Raw genomic sequence first — 13480 nt, 5'->3', positions numbered from 1 at the left:
TATTGCAGATTAACTAAGAATGTTAGTCTGTATTGATAAAATTAAACTTAATTGTAATTTAAATAATTAGTCGCCGATGAAGAATAAACAATGAAACCGAATCTGGATCTTTTTGTCTATTAAAGTTTTGAGATATTCTGGAGGTTATATCTCGTAGTTCTTTAAATTTATTTTCTGTGAAAAAGAGTAAAATCTTACCTTCAGTTTTTTTCTTAATTTTTTGAGATAAATCGCTTTGAGTAACAGTAGTTATGCACGATTTGAGGTCATTCTTTTTCTCAATATTGATTTGTGTATTGATCGGTATATTTAATGATTGCTTTATCTCTTGTTTCATGGGACAAGTGAAACAAAGCAAAATAGCCAGAGGCAGTAGCATTAAATAAATTCGTTTCGAACAATACATATGTAAAACTAGCTTAAAAATAATTATAGTGAACGTATAAACATATTAAACACAAAGAAGCAGATTTTGTTGTGTAAGTCTATAGATTATTACTTTTTTTAAGTATTGATCTGTTCAATTAGTGAAGGAGTAATTTAATTATTGGTAAATATTATTTGAGCTATTGCGCTTTGCCAGTAATGTCGTAAATATCTTTAATTTTATCAAGCTCTCCTTCTAAATCAAAGTTTAAGTCGTGAAGTCGTGCATCTTTAATATCGAATACCCAGCCAGCAACTTTAGGATAGCCTTTTTGATAATAAGATTTTTGCACTTCTCCCATTTTTATAACGTTGCGACATTGCTCATACGTGTTAAGTTCAACAAAGCGTCGATGTCTGGCTTCTGTGTCACCAATCGCATCTAGCTCTTTTTTATGTAGGTGATAAACATCGCGTATGCTTCGCAGCCAAGGATTAAGTATTCCATAGTCTAAATTTTTCATAGCAGCTTGTATACCACCACAACCATAGTGACCACAAACAATAATGTATTTAACGTCGAGGTATTCTACTCCATAGTTGATGACTGAAAGAGCATTCAAATCAGTGGCTATAACCATGTTTGCAATATTACGATGGATGAAAACCTCTCCCGGTTTTAACCCCATAACCTGATTAGGGTGTACCCTACTGTCTGAACAACCAATGTATAGAAAATCGGGATGTTGATCTGCTGCTAATAATTCGAATAATCCAGGATTTTCTATTTTATTCTTCTCTATCCATTTTCTGTTAGATTCAAATATTTTGTCATACTTTGCTTGGTCAGGCATAATCAATGTGTTTTAATTTATCCGATAAAGATAATATTTGTTCAATTAATAATCACTTTTTTTTATTTCTAGTTCTTCCTTTTTCTGAATAGGTACTAAGTAAATGAGGTATTGTTAATCATATTTTATGAGAGGTAATTGCAGTGTAAGAAAGAAGGAGTAATATAAAATGTCACTTTTAGAGTATAGGTATCCATTCTAATCCGAATAGTTGCATACAAATTAGGTATACATCTAAAAAATAAAAGAGAGTTAGATTAAAATCTAACTCTCTTTTTACGTGTCGGGATAGCGGGATTCGAACCCACGACCCCCTGCTCCCAAAGCTTCTTTTTTGATGTTTTTCCTATTTTCAATAGCTTTCATTTAGTAGATTAATTTATTGTATAATAGATAGTTATTTGTTTTATTATCTGCTTTTTATTTTTTTTATTTTCAGATAATCATTATATTTGCATGCAAATTGCATGTACACTTTTTTGATTTGCATGCACAATCTAGTAATGCTATGTTTAAATATTCAAAAGATGGAATATCAATATTAACAATATTGGATACCCGTAGACCCAAGCAATCAGGATTATTTCCTGTGAAAATTCAAGTTGTATTTAATCGTGCTCAGAAATATTATTCTACAGGGAAGGAATTAGCTCCTGAAGAATGGAGTATTATTTCAGAAACTAAGGGCAAAAAGCTTATTGCTATAAGGGCTGATATTAAAAACTCTTTTGAGAAAGTTGAGGATACCGTTCAAGTATTAGTTAATGAAGGAAACTTTTCTTTTGATGCATTAAATATTCGTTTGGGAAAATGCATGAGCGATACAGTGAATACAGCATTTAAAGTAAAAATACAAGGACTAATTGAATCTGGCTCAATAGGTAATTCAGATGTCTATACAAATTCTTTTAGGTATTTAGAAAAATATGCAGGACAAAAAATTACTTTTGATTCGATTACAAAAGATTGGTTGAAAAAATATGAAAAAGCTATGTTAGCAGAGGGGAAGAGTTATACTACAATTTCAATATATATTCGTTGTATTCGAGCCTTATTTAACGATGCAAAAAATATAGGAATTATAAAAGAGGCTCAATATCCTTTTGGTCGAGGGAAATATGAAGTACCATCAGGTAAAGGGCGAAAATTAGCATTGAGTTTGCCTCAGATAAAAAAGCTTATAACTTTTACAGACGGTTTTGAGGCGACAGAACGCTATCGGGATTTATGGTTTTTTTCTTATTTGTGTAATGGTATCAATGTAAATGATATGTTAAAGCTTAAATATTCTAATATAGACGGCGATGAAATTCATTTTTATCGAGCGAAAACACTTCATACATCTAAAGAGAAAAAAGAGATAGAGGCTTTGTTAACACAAGAGATGAAACAAATAATAGAGAAATGGGGTAATTCAGATAAAAGTCCTAATAATTACATATTCCCTTTTCTCATAGGAGATGAAACACCTTTACAGCAGAAAAGAACAATTCAGGATGTAACTCACCGCATTAATAAGCGGTTGAAGAAAATAGGCGAGGCTATTGGTATATCGGGATTAAGTACTTATTCAGCCAGACATTCTTTTGCCAGTGTATTGAAAAGGAGTGGGGCGAATATTGCGTATATATCTGAAAGCTTAGGGCATAGTGATTTTAAGACGACTGAGACCTATCTTGCTTCATTTGAAAAAGAAGAAAGGATTAAGAATGCTGCATTTCTTACTAATTTTGGAGAGGATTAATAAAGTTTGTCACAAAAATCTCATACTTTTGTGACATATTAAAAATAAAAGATGCAATCAATTCATCAACAGGTATTAGATATAATCCAAAATTTCAAACGAGGAAGTATTTTCTTCCCTGAAGAGTTTGATCATTTAGGAAATAATGACTTTGTTCGAAAAGCTCTTTCTCGCATATGCAAAGAGGGGACTATTATTCGTATATCAAGAGGAGTCTATTTATATCCTATTATTGATAAGGAATTAGGCATATTATATCCATCTGTAGATAATATAGCTCAGGCTATTTCGAAGCGAGATAAGTCAAGAATAATTCCAACAGGATTATTTGCATTAAATAGCTTAGGGCTTTCAACACACAAGTGCTAATGAATGTTATTTACCTGACGGATGGGATTCCTCGTAAAATAAAGGTTGCAAACAAACTATTACATTTAAACAAACTGCACCTGTAAATTTCTCCTTTAAAGGAAGAATAACTCCACTTGTCGTTTCTGCATTAAAAAAAATAGGGAAAGATAAAATAAGATCTGAAGAGTTGGAGCAGATTAGAAAAATGGTGAAACTAGAATCAAAAGAAATGGTAATATCGAATGCCTACATTGCTCCCCGTTGGATTACAGATATTATTTATTACTCATAAATACCTCCGAGAATGAACTGCTGGCTTAATGTCGAAGAAGAAAGAAGAGCAAATAATATAATTAAGGATATAGAAAGTAAAACATATATATAGGACTGCAATAGAGCATCGCAAGAAGTTTATTAGATTGAAAGACTTTGATTATAAAACTTTACTACCACAAGTTATTTCTTTTGTTCCTCCAAGCGAGGTGTTATCGAAGTGGAGAGATGACTATAGTAAAATGCAATCATCTATGATTTATGGAGATTCATTATCTTTTGATAAGCTTATTGAGAAAATAAAAGACTTGAACAATAGTTTTAGGAAAGTTAGTTTGGATTAAAACAATCTTTTTATGGATACTATCAAAGACATTCTTTATTATATAGAACAATACAATAGCCTGATTAAATATCAGCTAAAATCCAATAAAGAAGCCTGTGCTGGTGAAAGAAAAATACACCTATCCCTTGAAAGTGCCCTGCCGGATTTCAATCAACTTAAATCCGAAATCCAACATAATCTATCAAGAAGAGAAGCATACCCCGAAGACTTTGTATGTTCAATCAACCGCCTGCTATTCCTGAGCGAAGCCAACAGCGACCTGCTGGTTGAATATAACCCTATTATCAAGCAACTATACAACGAATACCCAATAACCAAACAACTCGAAGAACTATCCTTCAACACCTATCAGTTTATAAGAGATGAAGTCTTCAAAAATCGGGATGAGTTCGAAAGACCAGTTATCTATAAAGGCATTGAAGATGTAATGACAAATCTGCCGGAGTATTATTTCAAAGACAATAATTATATTCTATGGAAGCTCTATCACTTTATACCAATTGTAACCACTCCCTATACAAAACAACTACTCAGAGATTTTAATAACCGTAAACGGATCGTTTCAGAAAATGAAACAGGCAAACTCACTCAGCAATACAAGGCTGAATATGTAAGTAAAGCCATAGAACTATCTACTGACTTTTGTGACCGTAACTTCGTTTCCGATTATCTGCTTGGAAAACCAAGTATCGACAAAAGACACATAACAGGGTATATCTTATCCGATATGCTCGAAAAACTAAATCTATCCGACTATGCCCGATATTTTGAGTTTAACTACTCCCAATATTCTTCTACCTACGATTGGAAGTTTGAGAAGAATTCAATAAATGATTATACCGATTTAATGACTTTACCTCAATTCGAACACCTGATTTTACTATTAAGCAGTATATTCTTTGTTCGGGAATTAGATAAAGAAGAAAAACCAATTGTTGAAACCGAAGCTGAAATAATTTCTGAACCTGATACAGAAGAAACAGAAAGAGCAGAAACTATTGTTGAAGAGGAGGTAGCTGAGCCAACCACAATTGATGAACTTATAGAAAATATAGAGATTGAAAACAATCAATCAGTTGATGGCAGAGTGCAAATAGAATCGAGTGGCATAATATACAAAGAAAAATTACGTCCGGATTGTATCATGAAACTATCCACCCTGATACAAGTACACGAAGAATTTAATACTACCCTTTGGGAAGACATATCCGTCATAGAATTTCTGAATGTTTTTACAACCACAATACAAAAAGTAGAAGCATTTGAGATCAAAGATAAAACCCTGTTCTATTATCTGCTCAAGCGAATATGGAAACACAGAACCGATGTATCGACCTATAGGTATGAAAAAGAATGGTTAATTCCCTTTCTTAATACTTATGGTTTATCACATTCCTCTTATTCCAATCAATTTATAGAGAAAGACGGAGTATATAATCACCGCAGATTTATAAAAGCAGTAGCCAACATCTTCCCTGAATAAGAAAATCAACAAACGATAATTCATGCTGATTCACAGAGCCGAAAGATACCTTTTGGCTCTTTTCTATATGTATGTGTCTAATAAATAGAAATATATAACATGAATAAAATAATGTGAGAATACCTCTCCCAGTTGGATAATTCATAAAACTCTTCATATAAAGCCGATTTAACTTTGCTTGCAGACTCGGACGAGTAAAGCAAGGACGCTTGCAAGTACAAATTATTTAAATCGCATTATATGAAACAAATTATTTTAACAACTCCTGAACAATTAGAAGAAATTGTTCATAAAGCAGTCAAGAATGCCTTACCATCAGAACAGGAAACAAAGCCACAAAAAATCCCTGATAACTGCTGTGTAGAACAAGCTTTGGCTTTTCTTTCTGAAAATGGCTATAAACTTAGCAAATCGAGGCTTTATAAAATGACAGCCAATAAGCAACTCCCATTCCGTTATTTCGGGCGCAGGATTGTATTCTCACGTACTGAACTGCTCAAATGGATAGATGGGCAAACAACCCCCTCTTCAAATTCGGATCAGACACTCTTGGCTATAGCTGAAAGTGCCAGAAAGAAATCTACTAATAAAACATCAAAATAATTAAATAAACAATACGATGAGTCAAAATTCAAAAAATAAAAAAGCAGAGGATTTCAATCTGGATGACTATATCAATCCTCAAAAAGGATTAAGTAATTCGACTATACCAATTGAACAGCCCCTAGCCAGTGAGATAACAGTAAACACTCAGCGTACTGACAATACAGTGCCAGAAAAGAAAGTCTGCTCCTTCAGTCAACAAAGAAGGCTGTATCCTTTAAGCAACGTAAAGCTGGTTTATCCGACTATCAACAAACCTTTCTTTCAGTTCCTAAGATTACCGATCGTAAAACCGTATTTATCAGCAATGAACTTCGGGAGAAGATAGTCGGTATAGTCCGTAAACTCGGTACAGAAAAATCAAGCGTTTCAGGTTTTGTCGAGAATCTGCTAACTCAACACTTTTTATTATCTCCATAGTAGTTTGCTTTTTTTGTTCATACTATGATTACGGGATAATGAAGATAAGCGATGAATTTAACTGTATATCAATCTTATATAGTGGTGGCTTGTGACACAGGCCTTAGTCCGCTCTCTTATACTCCCCTTTCGGATTACAGGTGAGTAAAAGGGAATTTTTCCTGCCTGTTTCATAATTTCTTCCCCATTTAGCTTCAATACCATCGTAGCCTGTGAGTGTTCGATTTCAGACGCAAAGGTATTTTCGTGTTCTTTACGCTGCTGCAAGGTCAAGCCTTGACAAGTTTGGCGAAAGATCTGCCTCTTTCCCTTTTTTCTACTATCTGGGCGAGCGTATTTATTCGTCAAAACCTTGCACAGCTAAACACTACCCTTTTTGAAGCTTCTGAAACTCGAATACTCCTCACCGGCTCCGATACGGCATAGCGTTAAAAAAAAAGTCAGAAATTATGAAACAAACGGCAGAAAAAAATAAGAAACAACGATCCTCCTACCTTCCAATTAGCATAGGTTGGGTTTTGAAAATAGTCTTAATCATCGTGGGTTATTCCTTATGGGGAGCAGGGTTTATTTGGGCTTTAGTGGGCTTGTATCTCTTCTATGATGTGCTTCGGGGCATTCTCTCCTGCTTGCTGATATTGGGTGCTATAATCGCTCTTATAATCATAATAAAGACTTGTTTATAATCCTTAAAAATTTAACATCATGACAAAAATATTTTTATTAGGTGCAAACAAAGAGATAGACAGAGCCAAACGAGTGGTAGAAGTCAATCAGATTATTCAAATGGAGGAGTACAGCTTCATAGATATGTAGTCTATGAAATTACAAACAACAGATGGGCTATCATTTACAAGTTGGTAAACCTGACGACAAAGGATTTTGATACAGCCGTTGAACCAAAAATTTGGTATCGGATTCTATTACAACAGCGAGAACCCTCCATTTATGGATACTTTTGAGGTTGCCATCCTTCTTCAAGAAGCACAAGAGAAAACCAAAGCAGACGAAGCTGAAGAAGAACACATACGAGAGGAGGAAGTGAAAGACGTAGGTCGGAAACGTTTTGCCGAGATATTCCCCGAAGATGTGAAGGCAGTTATAGTGGCACGGCTCAAACAAGACGAGAGCGATAGCCAAACCGATTACTTTGCAAGTAGCACATAGCGTACTGTAATCTTGGGTTTCTCTATTCATAAAAGAGACATCCTTTCCGAAAAGCGGAAATACGCATCCAATTTCGAAAAAAAACGGTCTACTTAGCGGAGTACAAGGCAGACTATGAGAACCAGGAAAAATATTCAATGGGTGCAGGGTAGTATTTGGGCGAAAGCAAATATTATGGTTAAGTAATTGAAAAAGTATCTATGCACACCCGTGAGGGTCTGATAAAGGAACTTGCCTATATACCTCAGAAAACGAAGATAGTATACGCATCAAGAAGGCCGAGATATCCCATCTCTCCTAAACGATCCCAATGGTACAAGCAAGAACAATTGTATGTTTTCGTTAAGCAATGATGAGGGTATGAATTGAATTTATTCAAATTTTTCCATTGTAAAAATCAATGGTCATAAGAGTGAAACGTATGTAAAACGACTAAAGAATTTTCAAGAACCTGAATGGCTGTAAAAAAATAAAAAACAAATCTTATTCCGGGTCTTAAATACCCTTCTTAAAATTTCGAAAATTCGCTTCCCTGTCTTACCTTTGCCATCAAACACGTATGAAGTGGCATCGGCAAGCAGTTCACAAGTGTATTCGTTGAATTTCCGGACTATGCATTAAAAGCCTGCAGTAGTAATACTGTAAAGCAACAAACGACAAATCATCTTAAATTATGGCGACATTAAAATTTATCCTGCGTAAATCCTCCTGTGGGGATTGTCGCAAGGGCAGCCTCTGCCTACGCCTCATCCATGGGCGCAAAGTCAAAGTCATCACCAGTTCCCTGCGGCTTCACTCGAACGAATGGGACGGAGTTTCTCAAAATGTGATTCTTCCGAAAGAAGACAGTCCTCGCTACCATTACTTGTCTAAGGCTGCGGACAGCCTTTCCAGTTACCGCGAACAATTCGACGAAACGGCCGGTCGATTGGAGGAAGCGGGACGTTATACACTGGAGGACCTCCTTTGCAGCTATCGCTGCCGGCATAGCCTTGCCAATCTTTACGGCTTTGCCGAGCAGCAGGCGCGGCAGCTGTTGCGTGCCGGACAAGAACGTACCGCCCGCGCCTATCGTACCGTCAGTCGCGGCCTTATCCGCTTTAATAAAGGACATGATATTGCCTTAAGCCATATCAATGCCTGTATAATGAAAGAGTTCGAGACTTACCTGAAGGAAAGGGGAAAAGCAATGAATACCATCTCTTACTATATGCGTGTGCTGCGGGCTATCTACTGGAAAGCCGTCAGGGAGAAGCTGATCGATGCCCGGGGGGAGAATCCCTTTGGTGGTGTTTTCACTGGCTTTCAGCAAACCCGTAAAAGGGCATTGACCATAGAGAGCCTGCGCGAGTTGAATAACCTTGATTTCTCCGCCTTACTGGAACAGCAGGCCCTCCGGCCTGTGGATACCCGTGAACTTCTCGAAGAATCGCCGCCGTTGGACAGCCGCCTGTATACTTCGTGGCGCTACTTTTTCTTTTGTTTTCATGCCCGTGGGATGAGCTTTGTGGATATGGCTTACCTGCGTAAAGAAAATATCCGCCAGGGTGTCATCAGTTACTACCGTAAAAAGACGGGACAGAAGATCGAAGTGACGCTAACCCCCTTATTACAGCGTATCATTGACAGCTTCAGCAGCGAGGTCCGCAACAGCCCTTACCTTTTCCCCGTCATCAGAGATGCAGATAAATCCGCTCGTCTACAATATGAGAACGGTTTGCGCCTTCAGAATAAACGCTTGAAAAGGCTATCAGCATTAGCTGGCATCGAGGGCAAATTATCGACCCATGTCTCGCGCCACAGCTGGGCAACCATCGGCAAGAAACAGAACCTGCCTTTGTGGGTTATCAGCGAGGGTCTCGGACACTCATCTGAGAAGATGACTTATACCTACTTGGCCTCTTTCGACCGCTCGACTCTCGACCAGGCCAACGAGCAGATTGCTTTGGCCTTGACTGCTCCACCGACCGTCACGAGTGGATTTGCCGTCTTCCAGGGCTGAAACAGGTTTATATGCCTTGACAACAAAAGCTATAGCGTACATTTCTTTAGCAACTTTCCCGCTATGTTATATAGTAGGGCAGATTTTTTTTTGTTTCTACTCAAATATAAAATATTTATTTTATATTTGTAGTCATATTTTCACAGAAAGGAGGAAAATACATGCTAATTTGGAACAGGAATACACAAAATCTCTCATTTTATGTTAATTTTATCGTTTAATCTTAACACCTGACACTTACCAAGTGTCGGAACGGGGATGATTTCACCTCTATTTACGATGTAAAAATAAACATTCTTTTTTCAAATTTGCTTCAGATACGGTTACCCATTTTTACACTTTCTTTACCTATCTCACACTCAGGCCGATATTGAGCCTAATCACCCCTGGCGTCTGTCCCAAATGTTGCTTACAATAGCGGTTAAAAGAAGACTTGGATGCAAAGCCGAATTCGGTACATAGTTCGTTTAACGATTTCTCCCCCATACAGAGCGCATGGTATATTTTTTTAGTCTTATGGTCGTTCATCCATTTATACCCAGAAGTATTGAAAACCTTCCTGAAACGCTTCTCCAGGCCAGAGAGAGACATATCCATAGCAATGGCCAGTTCGGAAAGGGAGTGGTATTTATAGTAGTTGTTCATCACGTAGTGGGAGAAACTCGTGTCGTGACTCAAGGCTTCACGGAAAAACAATCCAAGTTCCTCTTTCGGGTAGAATTCCCCGAATAAATAGAGCAATTCATTTATCTTCACCTCATTATAATACCTGCAACAAAGCCCTTGCCCTATACAGTACAAGAGCATATCCGCATAAGCTTTCAGTGCCCCATTCATTTCCAGCAGATAGGGGGAATCCGTTTTCGTATCCAACGGAGCCTGCATTTCCAAAGTCCAATGTACCAGATCTTCGAGCCTGTAGCAGTCACAGAACTGCAATTTACAGTCGAGACGTATAAACAAGAGGCGGGCTTCGGATTCGACTTTGTAACTCAGCTTATAGTCCACCGGCAGATAAAGTACCTGCCCTCGGCGCATCTTGCAGTCAGTGTACATTCCGAAGGAGTAGGTGATCTCCCCCTCAAGTAAGAAGATAATTATGTTCTGTATAGCCTGCTCTCCGAGCAGGACGCCTTTGCCGACTTCTTCCATTTTAATGGAAGGATTTGCGCCCTTGTCGCAGTTCAGGCAAGTCCGGCAGGCAACGTGTTCATTAAGGTGTAATATTTTCATATCTGGGTGATTTTGAGAATGTTTAATCCAAGTTTAATTATCTTGTTGCGGAGTAGGCCGGGCTTATTCCTAAAAATCTATTGGTTTTCAGTAAATTAAAAGCAACCTACCTCTCTGTTTTTTCTTCCGTAGAGACCCGCTTGTTTAATAATTTGTGTCATAAGGCTACCTTACTCTTTAAGGTTGATAAGTTAATATTCTGGTATATAGAATATTAATATCATGGTAAACTGTCATCTGACACTTGGTAAGTGTCAGATGTTTCAGATAAGAAAAAGAATAAGGGAATGCAACGACGCAATCGGACTTCAGAGATTGAGAAAGAAGATTTTCCAGGCGAATAAATAAGTAATTAAGAATATACTGATTTTTAAAATCAAAGAATTATGTATAGTATCAATTTAGAACAACATCAACTCGAACAAAAAGGACGGCATCTTTATATTGATATAAATATTTCTATTTTATGTAAGTATATCGCTGACGATGGGGCTATTGTTCTAACCCCTGTATTGAAGGATCACGAGCATAGCCTCGAATTGCCTTTGGTTATCATTAATGGTAGGCAACGTCATAAATGTTTCAAAGGGATGCTTAGATATTTTAAACCCTACCATATCTATAAGGCACTCAGAGGCTGTAGTAATTCGGAGGTGACATGTTGCTACGAGTTGCGTATCCCTTTCGAAAAATGGATGAATCGGGCTCAGATCAGTTTAATGACATCCTGCGAAGCACATCAAAAACAAAGGCATCATGCGTAACAGCTAGATTATAGACATGTACAATTACAAACGTCTTTTCTTTTTTATCGAGCTAGCTTATGGCTAGTCTTTTGTGCATAGGACTTCAGGCACAACAGTAAGTAGCCCAAAAGACTAATTTCTCTACTGGGCAACGACCATACCGAAGAATACCGCCATAGAATTTTCCTTGAGCCGAAAGTTGACACTGGATATAGCTGCAGATTATAATCTCTGGGATTTGTCAGGCTATAGTTCCCTGCGTTATTGTCTCTGGTTGATACAGCCTGAGCTCCGTTAAATGGACTGGACGTTGGGGATTAGAATTGACAGTCGGAATAGGCTATGTCCGGATGAGATACAGCAAGTATATCTGTCGGGAGTGTCTTGAAAAGTAGGCAACTATACATCGGCAGACGGCGTAAGGCTTTTGATAAACGCAGAGAGTTGGTTGATCTGATTGTCTGTTGTGCCGAACCTCCTTGTTATATTTTACCTGAAGCATATAAGGATAATCCGCTTTCGTATCTTAACTGGGGGGATTTTATATCATAGGTGATATTGATGCTGTTCTGAACTATTAAAAAAAGCTGTGCTGGTAAGTGAAATAAGTTGCCAACCAAGGTAAACCTATCCCTAATCAAATCTTAAGAATATAATTAGAATGAAAGGAATAATATATAACACTTCTTTTCAGTCTCCTGAATCTCTTTTGGGACCAAGTCATAATAAACCCCGCCTAACCCTAAGGAGGAGGTTAGGCGGGGTTTATATGCCTCCTTTTGGGAGAGATTGGGTAGTAGTCTTGTTCTTATTCTTCTCCTCTTGTGACATCGACGGGGAGGCGGTTTGCGAATACAACACACGCCTTATCTATCGCTATAATAGAGAGAATACGACCCTTGAGAATGTATTGCCGGAGTATATACAGTCACTCGATGAATATATTTTTGATCAACAGGGAATACTGGTGATGATAAACCATCTGCCGGGCATCTCTTGTTTTGGAAAATATGTATCCGAAACCAATCTGCCCGAGGGCAAATACACCGTTATCACTTGGGGTAACAAGGCGGTCCAAAGTAAGGTAAACAAAGAACAGGTAGGTATAACCACTAAACAGGAAATGATGCTTTATCTCGACAATCCCTTTACAGTCTCTAAAAGTACGGCTGTCATGCAAGGTAGCAGCGAAAGGCTATACTATGGTTACCGTACATTTTCCGTCGAAAAATACGGTGTAAGTAAGATAAATATAGATATGACTCATTCGCATTGTGTATTGAATATTACCGTCAGGTGGAAAAAAGTAGCGGAAGGCCCCGACTATGCCTCCAATTTTCACATGACTATAGAACAGATACCTGCGCAATATATGTTTATGCCGGAATTTGTGAGCAGAAACGAAACAGTGGAGACATACGCTCAGGCAGAAGATATTTGGCCTTCCCAAAGCGCCGCGATACTCCATTACATACCGCAGGTGCTTTTGCAGGAAGTATTGGTCAGTCATTATAATACGATGCGGATGGATGTAGCCAGGCAGCTCAGGGGGCAGTTCGTGACCTACCGCTATCGGAACAACAGCCACGAGTTACTGACTATCTATATAGACGGTAATCGGCTGGCTGGTAAAACACTCGATTTGTACACGTTCTTCAAGACAATAAAGATCGATCTGGACAAGACCCTCAGACAAGAGTATGAACTCTTGTTAGAAGTGGATGGAGACCGTATTACGGCCACTATGTTGTCCAATACTACTGGCTGGAATGAAGGTGGATATTTATGAAACAGTTATAGGTAAGAAAAATTCGTAATCATTATATTTTCATACTATTTTAAATTAATAGTAATTATTTAATTAAATGTTCATAATATGAACGATATGAAGT

General features: G+C 37.6%; 13 protein-coding genes and 2 pseudogenes. 12 read left to right on the top strand and 3 right to left on the bottom strand.

The annotated features are described in order from the left end of the window. Window positions 1-58: 58 nt before the first annotated feature. Window positions 59-337 carry a hypothetical protein gene (locus tag HGC4_RS18840; RefSeq protein ID WP_185099958.1) on the bottom strand — a complete coding sequence of 93 codons (279 nt, stop codon included), beginning with the start codon at window positions 335-337 and terminating at the stop codon, window positions 59-61. A gap of 229 nt (window positions 338-566) precedes the next feature. Further along, on the bottom strand, window positions 567-1220 hold the full coding sequence (locus HGC4_RS07205; protein WP_050709452.1) for a carbonic anhydrase: 654 nt from the start codon (window positions 1218-1220) through the stop codon (window positions 567-569). A 508-nt stretch (window positions 1221-1728) separates the two neighbouring features. Here HGC4_RS07205 and HGC4_RS07195 point away from each other — a divergent pair. From HGC4_RS07195 to HGC4_RS18395, 8 genes and pseudogenes are all read left to right on the top strand, one after another. Continuing rightward, on the top strand, window positions 1729-2964 hold the full coding sequence (locus HGC4_RS07195; protein ID WP_050709451.1) for a site-specific integrase: 1236 nt from the start codon (window positions 1729-1731) through the stop codon (window positions 2962-2964). Window positions 2965-3015: 51 nt separating this feature from the next. Next, on the top strand, window positions 3016-3333 hold the full coding sequence (locus tag HGC4_RS07190) for a DUF6088 family protein (protein WP_050709450.1): 318 nt from the start codon (window positions 3016-3018) through the stop codon (window positions 3331-3333). After that, a pseudogene (locus tag HGC4_RS19250) lies at window positions 3333-3607 on the top strand (DUF6088 family protein). Before HGC4_RS07190 ends, HGC4_RS19250 begins: the two are co-directional and overlap by 1 nt. A 337-nt stretch (window positions 3608-3944) precedes the next feature. After that, on the top strand, window positions 3945-5417 hold the full coding sequence (locus tag HGC4_RS07185; RefSeq protein WP_050709449.1) for a hypothetical protein: 1473 nt from the start codon (window positions 3945-3947) through the stop codon (window positions 5415-5417). A gap of 240 nt (window positions 5418-5657) precedes the next feature. Then, window positions 5658-6020 (top strand): helix-turn-helix domain-containing protein, encoded by a 363-nt coding sequence (locus HGC4_RS07180; protein WP_050709448.1) that lies wholly within the window; start codon window positions 5658-5660, stop codon window positions 6018-6020. Between the two features lie 183 nt (window positions 6021-6203). Next, window positions 6204-6440, top strand: coding sequence for a DUF3408 domain-containing protein (locus HGC4_RS19245; protein WP_082204108.1), 237 nt, complete (start codon window positions 6204-6206; stop codon window positions 6438-6440). Between the two features lie 882 nt (window positions 6441-7322). Continuing rightward, on the top strand, window positions 7323-7607 hold the full coding sequence (locus HGC4_RS19040; RefSeq protein ID WP_242047126.1) for a hypothetical protein: 285 nt from the start codon (window positions 7323-7325) through the stop codon (window positions 7605-7607). 673 nt (window positions 7608-8280) lie between these two features. Next, entirely contained in the window at window positions 8281-9609 is a 1329-nt protein-coding gene (locus HGC4_RS18395; RefSeq protein ID WP_082204106.1) for a site-specific integrase, read from the top strand. A gap of 348 nt (window positions 9610-9957) precedes the next feature. Here the strand turns inward: HGC4_RS18395 and HGC4_RS07150 are convergent, their stop codons facing one another. Continuing rightward, window positions 9958-10842 carry a helix-turn-helix domain-containing protein gene (locus HGC4_RS07150; RefSeq protein WP_050709442.1) on the bottom strand — a complete coding sequence of 295 codons (885 nt, stop codon included), beginning with the start codon at window positions 10840-10842 and terminating at the stop codon, window positions 9958-9960. Between the two features lie 386 nt (window positions 10843-11228). On the opposite strand from HGC4_RS07150, the gene HGC4_RS07145 reads away from it, so the two are divergent. The 4 genes and pseudogenes from HGC4_RS07145 to HGC4_RS07140 all read left to right on the top strand — a co-directional run bounded on the left by HGC4_RS07145 (window position 11229) and on the right by HGC4_RS07140 (window position 13377). After that, window positions 11229-11606, top strand: a complete 378-nt coding sequence (locus HGC4_RS07145) for a DUF3868 domain-containing protein (protein ID WP_050709441.1) — start codon at window positions 11229-11231, stop codon at window positions 11604-11606. Between the two features lie 133 nt (window positions 11607-11739). After that, window positions 11740-11886: pseudogene (locus HGC4_RS19240) on the top strand (DUF3575 domain-containing protein); the annotation flags it as partial. Beyond that, window positions 11873-11983 (top strand): DUF3575 domain-containing protein, encoded by a 111-nt coding sequence (locus tag HGC4_RS19235; RefSeq protein ID WP_082204107.1) that lies wholly within the window; start codon window positions 11873-11875, stop codon window positions 11981-11983. The pseudogene HGC4_RS19240 and the gene HGC4_RS19235, both read left to right, overlap by 14 nt. Before the next feature lie 266 nt (window positions 11984-12249). Continuing rightward, complete coding sequence (locus HGC4_RS07140) at window positions 12250-13377, top strand: FimB/Mfa2 family fimbrial subunit (protein ID WP_050709440.1); 1128 nt, start codon at window positions 12250-12252, stop codon at window positions 13375-13377. Window positions 13378-13480: the final 103 nt, after the last annotated feature.

The organism is Dysgonomonas sp. HGC4, assembly GCF_001261715.1.
Lineage (GTDB): Bacteria > Bacteroidota > Bacteroidia > Bacteroidales > Dysgonomonadaceae > Dysgonomonas_A.
The sequence above is the reverse complement of the archived record's forward strand: the minus strand, read 5'-3'. Positions and strand labels throughout refer to the sequence as shown.